General features: G+C 72.9%; 16 protein-coding genes. 1 reads left to right on the top strand and 15 read right to left on the bottom strand.

Annotation, left to right across the window (positions count from 1 at the left end):
- Positions 1–148: 148 nt before the first annotated feature.
- Positions 149–2,428 carry an ATP-binding protein gene (locus ESG85_RS13715; RefSeq protein WP_128978971.1) on the top strand — a complete coding sequence of 760 codons (2,280 nt, stop codon included), beginning with the start codon at positions 149–151 and terminating at the stop codon, positions 2,426–2,428.
- Between the two features lie 31 nt (positions 2,429–2,459).
- Here ESG85_RS13715 and ESG85_RS13710 read toward each other — a convergent pair whose 3' ends face one another.
- The 15 genes from ESG85_RS13710 to ESG85_RS13640 form a co-directional block, all read right to left on the bottom strand.
- Positions 2,460–4,208 (bottom strand): hypothetical protein, encoded by a 1,749-nt coding sequence (locus tag ESG85_RS13710; RefSeq protein WP_246094992.1) that lies wholly within the window; start codon positions 4,206–4,208, stop codon positions 2,460–2,462.
- Between the two features lie 124 nt (positions 4,209–4,332).
- Positions 4,333–5,670, bottom strand: a complete 1,338-nt coding sequence (locus tag ESG85_RS13705; RefSeq protein WP_128978969.1) for a sulfate adenylyltransferase subunit 1 — start codon at positions 5,668–5,670, stop codon at positions 4,333–4,335.
- A complete protein-coding gene (gene cysD, locus ESG85_RS13700) occupies positions 5,670–6,602 on the bottom strand; it encodes a sulfate adenylyltransferase subunit CysD (protein WP_128978967.1) in 933 nt (310 codons plus the stop codon). The genes ESG85_RS13705 and cysD overlap by 1 nt, the downstream gene beginning before the upstream one ends.
- Positions 6,599–7,150 carry an adenylyl-sulfate kinase gene (gene cysC / locus ESG85_RS13695; protein ID WP_128979156.1) on the bottom strand — a complete coding sequence of 184 codons (552 nt, stop codon included), beginning with the start codon at positions 7,148–7,150 and terminating at the stop codon, positions 6,599–6,601. Before cysC ends, cysD begins: the two co-directional genes overlap by 4 nt.
- Positions 7,151–7,274: 124 nt before the next feature.
- The gene (locus ESG85_RS13690; RefSeq protein ID WP_128978965.1) at positions 7,275–8,573 is read right to left on the bottom strand and encodes a condensation domain-containing protein; all 1,299 of its coding nucleotides are present in this window, start codon (positions 8,571–8,573) and stop codon (positions 7,275–7,277) included.
- Entirely contained in the window at positions 8,573–10,096 is a 1,524-nt protein-coding gene (locus tag ESG85_RS13685) for an amino acid adenylation domain-containing protein (RefSeq protein WP_128978963.1), read from the bottom strand. The genes ESG85_RS13690 and ESG85_RS13685 overlap by 1 nt, the downstream gene beginning before the upstream one ends.
- Positions 10,093–10,365, bottom strand: a complete 273-nt coding sequence (locus ESG85_RS13680; protein WP_128978961.1) for a phosphopantetheine-binding protein — start codon at positions 10,363–10,365, stop codon at positions 10,093–10,095. Before ESG85_RS13680 ends, ESG85_RS13685 begins: the two co-directional genes overlap by 4 nt.
- 57 nt (positions 10,366–10,422) lie before the next feature.
- Positions 10,423–10,779 carry a VOC family protein gene (locus ESG85_RS13675; protein WP_128978959.1) on the bottom strand — a complete coding sequence of 119 codons (357 nt, stop codon included), beginning with the start codon at positions 10,777–10,779 and terminating at the stop codon, positions 10,423–10,425.
- 105 nt (positions 10,780–10,884) lie between these two features.
- Positions 10,885–12,135, bottom strand: coding sequence for an MFS transporter (locus ESG85_RS13670; RefSeq protein WP_128978957.1), 1,251 nt, complete (start codon positions 12,133–12,135; stop codon positions 10,885–10,887).
- Positions 12,136–12,303: 168 nt separating this feature from the next.
- The gene (locus ESG85_RS13665) at positions 12,304–13,017 is read right to left on the bottom strand and encodes a sulfotransferase family protein (protein ID WP_128978955.1); all 714 of its coding nucleotides are present in this window, start codon (positions 13,015–13,017) and stop codon (positions 12,304–12,306) included.
- Positions 13,018–13,028: 11 nt separating this feature from the next.
- The gene (locus ESG85_RS13660; protein WP_164986237.1) at positions 13,029–14,117 is read right to left on the bottom strand and encodes a M20/M25/M40 family metallo-hydrolase; all 1,089 of its coding nucleotides are present in this window, start codon (positions 14,115–14,117) and stop codon (positions 13,029–13,031) included.
- Positions 14,114–14,938 (bottom strand): [LysW]-aminoadipate kinase, encoded by an 825-nt coding sequence (locus tag ESG85_RS13655; protein WP_128978951.1) that lies wholly within the window; start codon positions 14,936–14,938, stop codon positions 14,114–14,116. Before ESG85_RS13655 ends, ESG85_RS13660 begins: the two co-directional genes overlap by 4 nt.
- 2 nt (positions 14,939–14,940) lie before the next feature.
- Positions 14,941–15,951: an N-acetyl-gamma-glutamyl-phosphate reductase gene (gene argC / locus ESG85_RS13650; RefSeq protein ID WP_128978949.1), complete on the bottom strand. Its 1,011-nt coding sequence runs from the start codon at positions 15,949–15,951 to the stop codon at positions 14,941–14,943.
- Positions 15,948–16,808, bottom strand: coding sequence for an ATP-grasp domain-containing protein (locus ESG85_RS13645; RefSeq protein WP_128978947.1), 861 nt, complete (start codon positions 16,806–16,808; stop codon positions 15,948–15,950). Before ESG85_RS13645 ends, argC begins: the two co-directional genes overlap by 4 nt.
- 25 nt (positions 16,809–16,833) lie before the next feature.
- A complete protein-coding gene (locus ESG85_RS13640) occupies positions 16,834–17,001 on the bottom strand; it encodes a lysine biosynthesis protein LysW (RefSeq protein WP_128978945.1) in 168 nt (55 codons plus the stop codon).
- Between the last annotated feature and the right edge of the window lies 1 nt (position 17,002).

The raw sequence follows: 17,002 nt of genomic DNA, 5'->3' as shown, positions 1-17,002 counted from the left end.
CCGACGTCACATGTACCCCTTCGCACAGGCGAGTTACGAGGCCCGGGCGATACCGTGATCCGCAGGCGCGGCGCGCCGGGGTCCGGCAGGATCGGCATCGGGCACCGGGCATCCGGATCCGGGCCGGCGACCAGGGGGAGGGGCCGACATGCTGGAGGTCGTGGCGCTCAGTGCGCTGACCACGTTCCTGCTCGGGGTGGGAAACGGCGCCGCCGGAGAGATCGGCAAGAACCTGACCCTGTCCGCGGGCGCCCTGGTGCGGCGGACCCTCGGCCGTGAGACCCCGTTGCCGGCCGGCGCGGAGGAGAGGCGCGCGCTGGCGGAACGCGTACACGCGCGGCTCGGCCGTGACCCGCGGCGGGCCGGCGAATGGGCGCTGATGCTGGAGGGCGGGACCGGCGGGTCCGGAGGCTCCGGCGGACGGGGCGTCACCGGCCTGCCGGGCGTGCCGAGCGGGGCCGTCGAACCGTCCCAGGGCGCGATGCCACCGGCCCCGTGGGCGTTCACCAACCAGGAGAAGGTGCTCAAGCAGCTGGTACGGGAGGCGCACCGCCCGTGGGAGGGCCGGCCCCGGGTCGTCCTGCTGTCGGGACCCGCGGGCAGCGGCTCCACGTCGGTGGCGCTGCGGCTGGCGGCGGAGACGCGCGACCGGTTCCCCGACGGGCAGTACTACGTCGACCTGCGCGCCGCGTCGGGGGAGAACGGGCCGGAGCCCGCGGGCGTCCTGCTGCGCCTGCTGCGCGAGATGGACGTGGACCCGGACCTGATCCCGGCGACCGAGGCGGGCCGCGAGCGGCTGTACCGGCAGCTCACCGCGGAGCGGAAGGTGCTCGTGGTGATCGACCACACCACCTCGCCGGCGCAGGTCCGCGCCCTCGTGCCGGCGACGCCCGACGTGCTGCTGGTCGTGGTCGTGTCCGGACCGCCGCTGCTGCTGGAGGCCGAGCGCGTCGCCGTACCGCCGCTGTCCGACCGGCACGCGAAGCAGCTCGTACGGAAGGTGGCCGGGCCCGAGCACGCGGCGCGGGTCAAGGCCCGGCTGCCCGGGCTGCTCGAACGCTGCCGGGGCAACGCCTTCGCCCTCCACGCGGAGGCGCGGCTGCTGACCCACGGCGACGGCGAAGGGCCGGGAGCGGCACGGGCGCCCGGACCACACGCCGTACCCCCGCTCGGATCCCCCCGCCCCGGGGCGCGGCCGGACGCCGGCGCGGACCACCCCGTGCGCACCGCCGCGCACCTCGCCTCGCTGCGGCTCGGCCCGGAGGCGCTGCGGCTGTGCCGGCTCACGGCGCTCGGCGCCTGGCCGTCCGTCGGCGCCGGGATCGCGTCGGCCGCGGCCGAGGTGCACGAGGCGACGGCGGCGCGGCTGCTCGCCGAGGCGGCCGACGTCGGACTGCTCGACGCCCTGCCCGACCACCGGTACCGCTTCCGGCCCGAGATCAGGAGGCAGCTGGCCGAGACCGCCGCCGCCGAGTACGGCCTCGGGGCCTGCGCGGACGCCGTGGACCGGATGCTCGGTGCGCTGCTCGCGCTGGTGCTGCCCGCGGCCCGTGCGGCCCTGCCGCAGAGCTGGCGGACGGAGGTGCCGGCGGAGCACGAGCCCGCTTCGCCTTCGGCCTCCACCTCCGCCTCCGCCTCCGCCTCCGCCGTCGACGGCATCGCCGTCCTGGCCGCCGAGGTCGCCGACGTGGCCCGGGCGGTCGTCCTCGCCGAGGAGCACGGACGGACCGACACGGCGCTGTGGCTGGCCCGTTCGCTGTGGCCGTTGCAGCTCAAGGCGGGGTACTGGGACGAGGTGCTTCCGGCGCTGCGGGCCGCGGCACGGCTGGCCGAGGAGAGCCGCGCGGACGAGCGGATGGCGGCGGCCCTGCACTTCCAGCTGGCCCATTGCCTGGGGGAGACGGGGCAGTGGGAGCGGGCGAACCGGGCGGCCCGGGCGGCCGTCACGTACGAACGGGCCGCCGGTCACCTCCGGGGCGAGGCCTCGGCCGTGGAACTGCTGGGCCTGCTGAGCCTCAACCGCTGGGCGTACGAGGAGGCGCACGAGAGGTTCGCCGAGGCCGAGTCCGTCTACCGGAGGATCGGTCCGGACGAGGACGGCGCGTCCGACCTGCCCCGGGCCCTCGCCCTGATCGAGCGCCACCGCGGACGGGCCCTGCGCGGGATGGACCGCCTGGACGAGTCCGCGCACTGCCTGAACCGTGCCGTGGACTTCTTCGCGGGCCGCACCGGAGCACCGCCGGAGGCGTACAACCAGGCCCGCGCCCTCACGGACCTGGCGGAGACGCTCCACGACGCGGGCGACGACACGGCGGCCCTGGCGAGGATCGCCGAGGCCGAGACGCTGCTGCCCGCCTCGGCCGCTCCGCACCGCGCGTACCTGGCCGGCCTGCGCCGCCGGTGCGAGGCGGGTACGGCCGCCCGGTAGCCGCGCCGCCGGACCGGGTCGCCGGCCCGGCTCACCCCTCCGCCTCCACCCGGAACGGATGGACGCCGCCGGCACCGTGCAGCCGGAGCACGATCCCGCGCTCGGGGACCGTGCCGCCGTACGCCAGCCAGACGTGGAACGCGGAGGCGTAGGCGGCCGGGTCGGCATCACCCGGGGCCCGGTCCCGGGCCCCGGCGCCCGCCCCGGCCCCGCCGTCCGCGCCCGTGTCGGCGGTCAGCCGGAACGTCCCGCGCCGCCCCCGGCTGCGTACGACACAGGCATGCGGCCCCGTCACGTACGCGGCCGTCGAGCAGTGCGGGTGCAGGCGCAGCACCTCGGCCGTCCACGTGCCGGGGCCGCCCAGCCGGGGGTCGTCCGCGGCCGCGTCGCGCAGGATCAGGTCCGCCACGTCGAGGTCGCCGGGATGGCGCGTGTCCTCGTGCACGGCGAGGTGCGCGTCGCCGGCGGCGCCGGGCGGGTGCCCGGTGGACCGCTCGACCACGACGTCCGTCCCCTCCACGCGGGTCCTCACGTGCAGCGGGGAGGTCACCTTCCCGGGGCGGTACGGAGGGAGCGGGAGCGGCTCCAGGGCGGCGGGTCCGGTCGGTTCCGGCAGGTCCATCAGGGCGTAGAAGTGCCGACGCAGGAGTGCGGCCGACCGCCCGGGCTCCGAGGTGACGAACCCGGCGTGGGCGGGATCGGGGCGGTGGGCGTCGATGCCGCGCCGTACCTGGGGAAGCAGGGGAGCGCGCGGCTCGAGCCGGGGTGCGCGACGGACGAACTCCGCGAGCGGCGCCTCGGGATCGAGGACGCCGGCTCCGTCGGCGGCCAGGAGCACGGGGGTGCCCAGGGCGGCGGCGTAGTACGAGACCGCGCCGAAGTCCCCGAGGACGAGGTCGGCGGCGAGCAGGGCCTGGCGCCACTCGTGGACGGGGTCGACGAGCGTCAGTCCGTCGCGCCGGGCCCGGTCCAGCCAGGCGCGGATCTGGCCGGGGCCGTGCCCGTACCAGATGTTCGGGTGGAGCACGGCTGCCAGGCGGTAGTCGTCAGCGGGCAGTTCGGCGGCGAGGCGCGGAAGCAGCGCGGGCAGGACGTCCTGCCCGCCGCCGTTGCCGAAGAGCCCTTCCGGGTTCCAGGTGGAGTTCAGGACGACGAGCCGCTGCCCCCGGCGCACGCCGAGCGCACGCCGGAACCGGTCGCGGTACGGGCGCGCGGCGAGCATGCGGTCGAAACAGGGGTCGCCGGCGAGTACGGCGGCGGGCGTCGCCTCGGCGCAGACGCGGGCCAGCCGCTCCAGCTGCTCGGGGTGGGAGAGGACGAGCCCGTCGACGAAGCGCCGCCCGCCGGCCAGCAGCCACTCCGACGACAACCCGAACGTCGGCTCCCGGCTCCCGGCTCCCGGCTTGCCCAGTTTCTTAGTGTATCCGACCCCATGGGACAGGATGCTCAACTTGCCCTGAATGAGCTCGAGTTCGCCCCCGAAGCTCGCCGAGATCGCCAGGTCGAGCGGAGTGGAGAGCGCCTGGCTCCACGGCAGTTCGGGCAGCTCCAGATCGCGGAAGAGCTCCCGGATACCGCCCTGGAAGGCGGACGAGCCGGTCGAGGTGACCAGCACCTGGACGCGGAAGTCGTCGTGGAACAGCGGGAGCAGGTCGAGCAGCCGACCGGCCGAGGTGACGTTGTGGACCACCAGCAGGACGCGCCGCTGAGCGGCCCGGCTCGTCCACCGCCCGGCCCCTTCCCCCACCGGCACCCGAACCGCCGGAGCCTCCGGCCCCACGCACAACCTCCTGGAAGACCCCTGACGCCCATGCCCGACCACCCTATCCGCGCGCCGGCCTTCACGTCCTCGGTGACCGGCTCCGGCCGGAGCGGCCGGCTCCCGCCGGAGCCGCGGGATCGCCCTAGAAGTCCCATCCGTCGTCGGCGGCACCCGGCTCGGCGGCACCCGGCTCGGCGGTCCTGGCTCCGAACGGCTCGCCCGCCATGCACGCCGCCAGGGTCGTGCCGTCGACCGGGTCGATCAGCAGGAACGAGCCGGTGTGCCGCGAGCCGGCGTAGGAGTCGAGGGCGAGGGGCTCCGCGGTGCGCACCCTGATGTGACCGATGTCGTTGGCGACGAGCTGACCCGGCTCGGGGTGCTGGGAGAGGTCGTCGAGCGTGAGCCGCGACGGGATCTCCTCGACGATCGCCTTGACGGTCCGGGTGGTGTGCTTGAGCAGCAGCCGCCGGCCGACGGTGAGCGGGGTGTCGGCGACGTGGCACGCGGTCGCCTCGACGGCCTTGGTGAGACGGGGGGCTCGCGGGCCGGCGGTGATCATGTCGCCGCGCCCGACGTCGATCTGGTCGGCGAGGCGGACGCTGAGGGACGCCCCCGCGGACGCGACCTCGGCCGGTCGTCCGAGGACGTCGATCGCGGTGACGGTGGTGACGCGGCCGGAGGGCTGCACGGTCACCGTGTCCCCGACCCGCAGGCGGCCGGTGACCAGCTGCCCCGCGTAATGGCGTTCCCCGTCGTGCCGGATGACCAGCTGCACGGGGAGGCGGGGCGGCCCGCTCGTCGCGTCGTCCGCCAGCTGCACCCCTTCCAGGTGCTCCAGGACGGTGGGGCCGCCGTACCAGTCCATGTGGGCGGAGGCCGCCACGACGTTGTCGCCGACGAGCGCGGAGATCGGGATCGCGGTGATCTCCGGGACGCCCAGCTCCGTCGCGAAGGCCGTGAACTCCTCGGTGACCGCGGCGAAGACGGGCTCCTGGTAGCCGACCAGGTCCATCTTGTTCACGGCGAGGACGACGTGCGGGACGCGCAGCAGGGCCGCGATGGCGGCGTGCCGGCGGGTCTGCTCGACGACACCCTTGCGGGCGTCGACCAGGATGACCGCCAGCTCGGCCGTGGAGGCGCCGGTGACCATGTTGCGGGTGTACTGCACGTGGCCCGGGGTGTCGGCGAGGATGAACCGCCGCCGCGGGGTGGCGAAGTAGCGGTAGGCCACGTCGATGGTGATGCCCTGCTCGCGCTCGGCCCGCAGGCCGTCGGTGAGCAGCGCGAGGTCCGGGCCCTCGGCGCCGCGGCCGCGGGACGCCTGTTCCACGGCCTCCATCTGGTCGGCGAGCACCGACTTGGAGTCGTGCAGCAGCCGTCCGACGAGCGTGGACTTGCCGTCGTCGACGGAGCCGGCGGTGGCGAAGCGCAGCAGGGTGGTGGCCGGGGCGCCGGCGAGCTGCTCGGTGGTCGTGCTCATTAGAAGTACCCTTCCCGCTTGCGGTCTTCCATCGCGGCCTCGGACATCTTGTCGTCGGCGCGGGTGGCGCCGCGCTCGGTCAGCCGGGAGGCGGCGATCTCGGAGATGACTTTCCCGATGGTGGTCGCGTCGGAGTCCACGGCACCGGTGCAGGACATGTCGCCGACCGTGCGGTACCGCACCAGACGGTCCTCGACCTGCTCGTCCGCGGTGGGGCCGCCCCATGCGCCGGCCGTCAGCCACATGCCGCCGCGCCGGAAGACCGGCCGCCGGTGGGCGTAGTAGATCGACGGGAGCTCGATGCCCTCGCGGGCGATGTACTGCCACACGTCCAGCTCGGTCCAGTTGGACAGCGGGAAGACGCGAACGTGCTCGCCGGGGGCGTGGCGGCCGTTGTACAGGCGCCACAGTTCCGGACGCTGGCGGCGGGGGTCCCACTGCGAGAACTCGTCGCGGAGGCTGAAGACCCGCTCCTTGGCGCGGGCCTTCTCCTCGTCGCGGCGCCCGCCGCCGAAGACGGCGTCGAACTTCTCCTGCCGGATCGTCTCCGTCAGCGGCACGGTCTGGAGCGGGTTGCGGGTGCCGTCCGGGCGCTCCTTGAGGGCCCCGCGGTCGATGTACTCCTGCACGGAGGCGACGTGCAGGAGCAGCCCGTGCTCGGCGACCACGCGGTCGCGGTACTCGATGACCTCGGGGAAGTTGTGCCCGGTGTCCACGTGCAGCAGGGCGAACGGGACGGGAGCCGGTGCGAAGGCCTTCAACGCCAGGTGCAGCATGACGATCGAGTCCTTGCCGCCGGAGAAGAGGATCACCGGCCGCGCGAACTCGCCCGCCACCTCACGGATGATGTGCACGGCCTCGGACTCGAGCACGTCCAGGTGGCCGAGGGCGGAACGGTGGTCCGCGACGATGTCGAGGGAGCGGGAACTCATATCAGACGCCTTTCCACGAGGAGGCTCAGCAGGGACGCGGCGGACTCGGCGACGGTCTGCGCGTGTGCGGGGATGCGCAGGTCGGGGAGGTCGGGTGCCTCGTACGGGTCGTCGACCCCGGTCAGTCCCGAGATCTCACCGGCCGCCTGCTTCGCGTACAGGCCCTTCACGTCGCGCTCGGAGCAGGTGCTCGACGGCGTGGCGACGTGGACCTCCAGGTACGGGGTGTGCGAGGCCCGGTGGCGCTCCCGCACCGCCCGCCGGCTGTCGGCGTAGGGGGCGATGGAGGGCACCAGCGCCAGCACGCCGTTGCGGGCCAGCACTTCCGCGACCAGGCCGATGCGCTGGACGTTGGTGTGCCGGTCCTCGCGGCTGAAGCCGAGCCCCGCCGAGAGGGTCTCGCGGAACTCGTCGCCGTCGAGCACCTCCACCCGGTGCCCCTCGGCGCGGAGCCGCTCGGCCACGGCCCTGGCTATCGTCGTCTTTCCTGAACTGGGCAAGCCCGTCAGCCATACCGTCGCACCGCACGCGCAGTCGCGCGTCGCCAGGTGGGATCGCGGTTCCGTTTTCACCGGCGTGTCGCTCTCTTTCTTGACGTCCGCTCACATCGGGGAGGGGCGTCGCCGACGGGCGACGCACACGGGCCGGCGCACGGCCGGTTCGCCCACCGCGTCATGCGGTCCCGGCCAGCAGGCCGAACACGGTGCGCACCGGCACCCGGGGGTCTTCCGCGACCGCCGCCAGCACGGTCAGCCACTGCCGGAGCGTCACCGCCGCCTCGTCTGCGGTGAAGCACGCGGTGGTGTAGTCGGCCCGTACGTCCCAGCCGTCGCCGTCGGCGACCACGTACTGGAGCCAGTCGGACTTCGCCGCGGCACCCCCGACGTGCACGCGCCGGCAGCTCAGGCCGGGGAGGCACAGGTCGCCGGGGGTCTCGTCGAGCACGAGGCCGACCCGGTTCAGGCGCGTGCCGGACGTCAGGCCTCGCGCGCGCTTGACGCCGCCGACCATGGTGAACGGCACGTGGCGGTGGCGCAGTACGTCGAGGGACACGCGCTTCGCGGCGGCGCACACGTCGGCGAAGCCGGCGTCGGCGGGGACCCGGTAGCGCACCGGAAGCAGGTCGGTGAGGCAGCCGAAGACGTGGTCGAGCTCCGGCTCGCCGCGCCGGGAGACGGGGCTGCAGACGATGACGTCGTCGCCGTTCACCGCCGCCACGGTGACCGCCAGGCAGGTGCTCATCAGGACGTTCGGGGTGGTGCGCAGCGACCGGGCCGCCGCGCGGACGGCCCGCCCGAGCTCGTCGGGGACGGTGGCGCGGACGCAGTCGCACGCGGTGCCCGAGCGTTCCGGCAGCGGGCGGGCCCGGGGCGGCAGCTGGGTGAGGGGCGGCGCCCCGTCCAGGAAACCGTCCCAGAACGCCAGGTCCTCCGGGGCGATCCCGGCCTCCCGCGTCCGCAGGGCGTACGCGCCGAGCGTCGTTCCCGGCGGGGTGAGCTTCGCCGGCTCGCCGCCGGTCTCCTCGGTGTACAGGGCGGACAGCTCGTGGTCGAGCAGCGCCAGGGAGGCGTCGTCGACGGCGACGTGGTGGATCTGCAGCAGCAGCACGTACTCGTCCGGCGCGTAGTCGTACACCGTCATCCGGGCGGGCGACTCGGTGAGGTCGAGCGGGCGCTGCCCGGCCCGGCGCAGGGTCTCGTGGAGGTCCCCGCCGGGCCACGGAAGCCGTTCGAAGGGGACGGCGCCGACCGGGTGGACGCGCTGGACCGTGCCGGTCTCGCCATGCGTGAAGGTGGTGCGCAGCACCTCGTGCCGCCGCACCAGGGTGCTCAGGGCGCGTTCCAGGGCGGGGACGTCGAGGGGGCCCGTGACGTGCTGGGCCCAGGTCTCGAGGAACGGAGAGGGGGCGCCCATGAACTGGTCGGCGATCCAGAGCGCCTCCTGTTCGAAGGTCTGGGGGAATTCGCGCATCAGACGGGGCGCCTCTCCAGAGCCGTGAGGTCGACCTTGCCGTTCTCGCGTCGCGGCAGCTCGTCCATCGGCTCGAACCTGGTGGGCACGGCGTACGCCGGGAGCAGGGTGGCGAGGTGCCTGCGCACCTCCCGCGGGGTCGGCGAGTGACCCTCGACGAGGGTGTAGACCAGCGCGATGTGGTCGACCGTGCCGCCCTCGTCGGTGCGCGCGACGGCGGCGCAGGTGCGGATCCCGGGGGTGGCCGCGGCGGCGGCCTCGATGTCGCCCAGCTCGATCCGGTTGCCGCTGAGCTTGACCTGCCGGTCGCCGCGGCCGTGGTAGTGCAGGATCCCGCGGTCGTCGAAGAGCCCGAGGTCGCCGGTGCGGTAGGCGCGGCGCTTCTCGCCCGCCACCTCCAGCTCGGGGAACCGTTCGCGGGTCAGCAGCTCGTTGCGGAGATAGCCCAGGGCCACTCCGGGCCCGAAGGTGACGATCTCGCCGCGCTCGCCGGGTGCCGCGGGCGAGCCGTCCTCCCGCAGGAGGACCACCGTCGTGCCGGGCACGGGCACGCCGACGGGGATGCCCGACGGTACGTCGGTGTCGGCCGGCACCATCCGGTGCACCGACGTCAGCATGCAGTTCTCGGCCGGTCCGAAACCGTTCCAGAGCGGCAGGCCGGGGAAGCGTTCCAGGAACATCCGGACGTGGCGCGGGGACTGCTTCTCGCCGCCGACGTAGAGCGTCTCCAGTCCCTCGAAGGCGTCGAGGTCCTCGTCGACGATCAGGTTGAACAGGGAGGTGGTCAGCCACATCGTGTCGACGTGGTCGTCGGCGACGAGGGCGCGCAGCCGGCCGGGCATCAGGTGGTTGTCGTCGACGACGACGACGGCGCCGCCGGCGGTCAGCTGGCCCCACAGCTCGAAGGCGTACATGTCCCAGGCCGCGGGCGCGACCTGCGCGGCGATGCGTCCCGGCCCGAAGCCGTCCAGTCCGCCCGGGCCGAACATGCGGGTGACGGCGCGGTGAGGGGTGAGCACCCCCTTCGGGACGCCCGTGCTGCCCGAGGTGAAGAACACCATCGCCGGGTCGTCCAGCTCGACGGACACCGGCTCGAACCGGTCCTCGGCACCGGCCCGCGCCAGGTCGGCCAGGGGCTCCGGGGCGATCGTCCGGGTGACGCCGAGGGGCTCGCCGCCCGGCAGGCCGAGGACGACCGGGTCGTCGAGCTGGGACAGGATCGCCTCGATGCGGCTCGCCGGCCAGCGCGGGTCGAGGGTGGCGTACGCGGCTCCGCTCATCAGCACGGCGAGCTGGACGGCGACGAGGTGGGCGCCGCGCGGCACCAGGAGGGGGACGATGTCGCCGGGCTTCACGCCCCATCCGACGAGGCGGCCGGCCAGGGTCGCCGACGCCTCGGTGAGCGTCCGGTAGTCGACGCGCTGGTCTCCGTGGACCAGGGCGAGGGCGGCGGGGGACGCCTCGGCGTGCCGGAGCACCGCGGTGTGCACGCCGCGCGGCTGCGGAGTCCTCACCTCGGTCATTCCGCACCCAGCCGGATCTGCTCGGCGAAGTCGGCCAGCTCGTCGTGGTCGAGAAGCCACAGGGGGTCGACGCGGAGACCGAGCCGCCGCTCGATGCGGGCGCAGATGCGGATGGCGGACAGCGACGTGCCGCCGAGGTCGTAGAAGCTGTCGCGCCGGCCGACCCGGTCGACGGACAGGACCTCCGCCATGACGGCGGCGATCTCCTCCTCCAGCTCGTTCGTCGGCTGCTCGTACTCGACCTCGCGCACACCGTGGTTCTCGGTCACGGGATCTCCTGTTCTGGACTGTTGGTCTTCACTGGGCTCACGGGGCGGAGGGCCCCTCTACTTCCGGGACAGGACGCAGAACTCGTTGCCCTCCGGATCGGCCATGACCACCCACCCGTACGAGCCGCGGAAGTCGGTGACGACGCTCGCTCCCAGCGCGATCGCACGGTCCACCTCCTCGTCCTGCGAGCGGCCGTCGGGGCGCAGGCAGAAGTGGACGCGGTTCTTCACGGTCTTCTCGTCGGGCACGAGGTTGAAGAGCACCGTGTGTCCGGTCCCGGTGATCACGTAGCACTCGTCCGATCCCGGGCTCACTCCCTCGTGCGGGGTGAACTCCGCCAGTTCGCACCACCATTGCGCCAGCGCGTAGGGGTCGCGTGCGTCGACCGTCGTGTGCGACAGGATCAGGGTCATCAGGGCGTGCTCTTTCTGGGAGGGGGCCGGCTTGTTCAGGGGCCGGCTTGTTCAGGACCGGCTTGTTCAAGGGATCGGTGGGAAAGGCCGGTTCGGGCTTCGGGTTCAGGCGACCGCTTCGGAGGCCTCCGCCCGGGCGGTCTCCTCCGCCTCGCGCAGGGCGCGGGTCGTGACCCGGGAGGCGAAGACGACCGCCGCCGCCGTCAGCCCGACGCCGCAGACGACGAACGTGGTCTCCGGGCCCAGCCAGCGCCCCAGGCCGCCGCCGAGGAGCGCCCCGACCGGCACCGCGCCGAGCACGATCAGGCGGTAGCCGGCGGTGACCCGGCCGAGGAGCCCGTCGGGGACGACGGCCTGCCGGAGCGTGCTGACCACGATCTGGTTCAGGGCCGTGGCGACCGCGGCGAGGAACATCACGACCTCGGAGAGGACGATGCTGCCGCTGAGACCGAGGACGACGTAGCTGGCGGCGGGCACGAGCGCGGCGAGCCAGGTGACCAGGCCGCCGCCGATGGCCGGAACCACCCGCGCGGCGATCAGCGAGCCGAGGACGGCGCCCACGGCCGGGATGGCGATGAACAGGCCGTACCACGAAGCGGACACGCCCAGGGGGCCGGTCACCAGGAGGACGAGCAGACCGCCGGTGGCGGACGAGAACAGGTTGATCGAACCGGAGATGAACGCCACCCGCCGCAGCAGACGGTGGTTCCAGAAGTACGACCAGCCTTCCCTGATGCTGCGCACGACCTCGCCGGGCGTGTGCTTGTCGCCACTCGTGTCGGTCGCGGTCGGCATCATCCGCGGCAGCATGAAGGCGGCCAGCGCGCCGAGCGCGAAGAGCCCCGCCGTGGAGGAGAAGACCATGACCGCCGACATCGCGAACAGGGCGGCACCCGCGGTGGGTCCGATGAAGTTGTTGATGGCCGACTGGGTGGCGAAGAGCCGGCCGTTCGCCCGCTCCAGGTCGGCGCGCTGCACCAGGCGCGGCGGCACCGTGAGTGCCGCGTTGTCCACGAGCGTCTCGGCCGTGCCGGCGAGGAACACCGCGAGGTAGAGGACCGCGATGCTGCGCACGTCGGCGACGAGCGTCAGGACGAGCAGGCCGAAGCCCACCGCACGGACCAGGTTGCCCGCCACCATGATGAGTCGCCGGTCGATGCGGTCGGCGAGGGCCCCCGCCGGCAGGGTGAAGACGAGCCACGGCAGGAACTGCGCCACGCTCAGCCCCGCGACCAGCAACGGGTCGCGGGTCATGGTGACGGCGAGGAGGGGCACGGCGGCCAGCACCAGACCGTCACCAAGGTTCGACAGGCCCTGGGACCACCAGAGTTTGGTGAAATTCCGGCCCAACGTCATATCCGATCCCCTGTCATCCTCGACCCGCATTTTCCTGCGTTATTCGTCTCGCCATGCCATAAGCTTCGGCGCTCGCTGCACCCTACTGTCCCGGGACATACGACGCCCGGCGGTCCTCGGAAACCGGCCAATTCCGTTTCCGCTGTGCCGGACCGGCGACCCGGGACGTCAAACGCCGACTCCGCCGAGAGTTTCCCTGATGCGTTCGTAGTACGGCAGCTGATCCCGCTCGAAGGCGAGGGCGACGTTCTCCAGCTCGTCCGACAGCCGCTTCCTCGCGGCGGGGGACGCCCCCAGCGCGCTCGACTCGCTGGCGCCGGCGTGCCAGCGCTCGGTGGCCTTCCAGCTCGCCGGGGGTTCCCGCCGGAACGCGAGGGACTCGGCCATGAACACGATCCCCACGGCCTCGCAGTACCGCCGCATCTCCGCCTCCGCGTCGTCGGCCAGCCGGTCGCCGTCGACCAGGTGCATCGGCAGGCCCGCGTCCGTCACCGCCGAGACGATGTCCCACAGGTTCCCGAACCCCATGGCCTCCGACGGGGCGTCGGCCTGCATCACCAGGTGCGAGCGCACGGTGTCACCGGGGTTCCGGACCATGGCCGCGTGCCGGCACCGCTCCAGGAAGCCGGGGTTCGCGCCGAGGCGGTCGATGCGGAAGTCGGTCGTGTCCTTGAAGAAGACCGGCCGGCCGGCCGCCAGGTCGACGAGCGCGGCCATCACCTGCTCCTGGCTCGTGCACGTACGGCCCTCGACGTCGACCTCGCCGAAGTCGCTCACGCGCGAGAACGGCTCGTGGATCACCAGGAAATCGCCGCGTTCGTACATCGCCCGCTCGAATGCCGTGGAACGTGAACGCGGCACGGACCACAGAGCCAGAAGCATCGGCTGTTCCGTCATGAAGCCGTCCCCCTCAGAGACGTTTCGATTTCACGCAGGGCTGTTCGCAGAATGCGAATACCGGCGAGGTATTCCTGGACGAGAATGTGCTCGCTGTCGGTGTGGTCCTCGTGGGAATCCCCGGGGCCGTAGGTGGCCATGGGGACCTGCCAGGTCCTGCTCAAGGTGTTCATGTCGCTCGTGCCCGTCTTGAGCTTGTGGCCGGGCTGGAACCCCTCGAGCCGGATCGCGCGGGACAGGGCGCGGACGCACAGGGAACTCCGGGAGGCCACGACGGGCGGCACCTCGTACACCATCGCCACCTCGACCTCCCCGCCGAGGATCGCCGAGACGTTCCGGAGCAGTTCGCCGGAGTCCGTGCCCGGAGGGGTGCGGAAGGTGAGCGAGCACGAACTCGTGAACGGCTCGAACAGGCCGTCCCTGATGATCATGCCGATGTCCTTGAAGTGCGCGTTTCCGTCGGCCGCGTAGGTGTCGAGGAGCCCGGAGAGGGCCCGGACCAGGATCTCGCTGGACTTCGGCCCGGGGGTCGCGGTGTGCGTGCGGGGAACGTCGCACGTCACCTTGAGTTCGACCATGCCCTTGTAGCCCAGGGTCACCGACGACGCGCCACTCGGTTCCCCGACGATCACGGCGTCGGGCACGGGGACGGTCTCACGGACGTGCTCGGCGCCCCGCGACCACAGCGCCTCCTCCTCGACGACGCCCACCCAGTGGATGCGGATGCCGAGGTCGCGGCTGGTCAGCGCGGCGACGAGCATCGCCGTCAGGGGCCCCTTGGCGTCGACGGCGCCACGGCCCCGGATCAGCCGGTCGCTCTGCTCGAAGGGCACCGCGCCGGGCACGGTGTCCAGATGGCTGAGCAGCATGACCGTGTGCGCGCCGTGCCCGACGACGACGTGCACGTTCCCCACCTCGTCGAGGTGGCTTTCGGCGCCCAGGCCGAGAGCGACGTTCCGCAGCCGCTCGGCCAGTTGCCGTTCACCGCCGGAGACGGAGGGGATGGCCACGACCTCGGCGAGCAGCGCGACGGCCTCGGCGTCGGTCAACCCCTGCTCCGGAGCGTTGAGATGTCGGATCGTCACGGCGAGCCAAGGCCCTTTCCTATGAGGGTGCCGGCCCCGCGCAGAGCTGCTGCGAGGGGCGAGTCCACGCGGCCGTCGCACACCTGGACCGTCTGCGCGCCGTTGTCGAGCGCCTCGACGGCGGCGGCGATCTTCATCCGCATGCCACCGCTGAGGCGGGGCACCAGTTCCTCCGCCTCGTCCCGGCTCAGCGAGCGGATGGTCGAGGAGGGGTCGTCCCGGTCGGCGAGCAGGCCGGGGGTGTCCGTGAACAGCAGCAGCCGGTCGGCGCGCCAGGCCCCCGCGATCGCGCAGGCCATGCGGTCGGCGTCGACGTTGGTCGCCTGCCCGTCGGCCGTCATGCCCGGAGGGCAGACGACGGGCACCATGTCGCGGTCGTGGACGGCGTCCAGGACGCTCGTGTTCACCTCGACGACGCTGCCGGCGAAGTTGTCGCGCACCACGCGGACCCTGTCGCCGACGACCGCGCGGACCGCCGCCTTGCGTCGGGTGCGGACCAGTCCTCCGTCCATGCCCGACAGTCCGACGGCCACGACGCCCCGCGCGCCCAGTTCCGAGACGATCCGCGCCTGGGTCCGTCCGCGCATCGCCATCATGAGAGCGGTCAGGGTCTGCGCGTCGGTGTACCGGGTCACCATCCCGTCCGGGGACTGGAGGGTCCGCCGCGGCAGGCCCAGTTCACGGATGGTGTCGTCGATGTCCCGGGACCCGCCGTGCACCACGGTGACCTGGTGGTCCCGGCACAGGGCGGCGATGTCGTCCGCGATCGCCTTGCTGTTCTCCTGGAGGCTGCCGCCCCACTTCACCACGATTCTCATCATGCTCACACCGGATGCAGGCCGGGAAACGTGAGTCCACACGTCTCCGGGAGACCGAGCATGAGGTTCATGCACTGCACCGCGCCGCCCGCGGCCCCCTTCACGAGGTTGTCGAGGCCGCCCATCGCGAGCGCCTTGCCGCGGTTGTCCGCGACGATGCCGACATCGCAGAAGTTCGAACCGAGCAGCACCTTCGGGTCCGGGTAGCGGTACGTGCCGCGCGGGCTGTTCACCACGCGGACGAACGGCTCGGCTCCGTAGTCCTCGCGGTACATGGCCTGCAGCTCGCGCTCGCTCACCTCACCGACGCCGACCTTCGTCACCGTCTGGACGCCACGCACCTGCGGCGTCGCGGTGACGGTCATGGACACGTCCACGCCGAGCGCCTCCATCACCTCGGCCTCGTGCCGGTGGTCGAACGGGGCGAAGACCCGCATCACCCCACTGCGCAGGGCGTGCGAGTTGGCCGAGCCGCTGGACGCGCCGGAGCCGCTGCTGCCGGTCCGCGCGTCGACCTGGACCTCGCGGAGCAGCCCTCGCGAGGCCAGCGGAGCGAGACTGAGGATCGCGCTCGTCGCCATGCACCCGGGGACGGCGACCCGGTCCGCGTCGATGATCTCCTTGCGGTGGAGTTCGGGCAGACCGCGGACGAACGCCTCGGCCCGTTCCCCCTCGCGCCGCCAGCCGTAATAGCGCTCCATGAGATCCGGATCCCGGATCCGGAAGTCGGCGGTCAGATCGACGAGCTTCGGCGCGAGGGCGCCGATCTCGTCGAGGACCGCCGCCGTGGAGCCGTGGACACCGGCGAGGAAGACGAGGTCGGCCGGCTCCAGGTCCGCCCGTCGGCTGTACCGCAGACCGCTTCCCCTCAGCGGGGGGTGCGCGCTCTCCACCGCGCGGCCGGCCTGGGTGTCGGAGGTGACGCCCGTGACCTGAACCTCGGGGTGGTGGACGAGTAGGCGAAGCAGCTCACCGCCCACGAAACCCCTGCCGCCCACCACTACGACGCGCTTCATATCGCTTCCTTCACGTCGATCGCTTCCGATGCGCACGCCTCGACGATCCTCGCGGCCACGTCGACGCCCGTCGCATCCTCGAATCCCTGGAACTCCACGCGGGAGTTCACCTCGAGCACCATGAGTCCTCCGTCCGCGTCCCGGACCAGGTCCACGCCGGCGATCCGCGCGCCCACGGCGACCGCCGCCCGGACACACAGCCCGTGGATCTCCTCGTCCGGCGCGAGGTGCTCCACCGTCGCCCCCCTGGCCACGTTGTTGCGCCAGTCGCCGCCCGACCGGGAGATGACGCCCACGCAGACGCCGTCGACCACGATCCCCCGCATGTCCGGGGCACCCGGACGGATCGCCTCCTGGACGATCACGGTCCTCGCGACCGCCGACGGCATCGCCGCGCAGTGCTCCAGGACGGCGTCCGCCGCGTGCCGATCGGTGATCAGGCTGACGCGGTTGCCCCAGGAGGCGCTCAGCGGCTTGACCACGGCGGGGTAGCCGAGCGATGCGATCGCCTTCGTCCCCGCCTCCACCGACGGAGCCAGCAGCGTGGTCGGCGTGGGAACGCCGCACTGCTTCAGCCGCAGGTACGTGGACCACTTGTTGCCGCACAGCCGGGTCGACGACGCGTCGTTCACGGGACGGGCGCCGAAGGCTTCGAGCGACTCCGCCGCGAGCGCCGCCCGCTGGCTGGAGATCTCACGGTTGAGCACCGTCATGCCCCGGAACCCCTCCGTGTCCTCCGGACCGAAGGAGAGGGTCCGGGGGTCCAGCCGGACCGCGTGGAGACCACGGCGGTCCAGCTCGGACAGGAGCCGGCGCTCCTCGTAGCGAACGGTGGAGAGGAGGATGCCGAGACCCATCGGCCGTCCCCTCCGCTCGCCCCGGTCACTCACCCCAGTCCTCTTCGGGCTCCGGGGCGATCACGAGCTTCAGCGGGTTCGTCGAGTAGATCTCGAGCTCCGCCGCACAGCCGGGGCAGCTCACGATCTCGCCCTCGTAGCTGTCCTCGGCTATCTGCAGCTCGCCGGAGCAGCTGACGCACTGTGAATCCATG

Origin of the sequence: Streptomyces roseicoloratus (genome assembly GCF_004117935.1) — a bacterium.
In the GTDB taxonomy this organism is placed as follows: Bacteria; Actinomycetota; Actinomycetes; order Streptomycetales; family Streptomycetaceae; genus Streptomyces; species Streptomyces roseicoloratus.
Note: the sequence above shows the minus strand (reverse complement) of the source record. Positions and strands in the feature narration are given on the sequence as shown.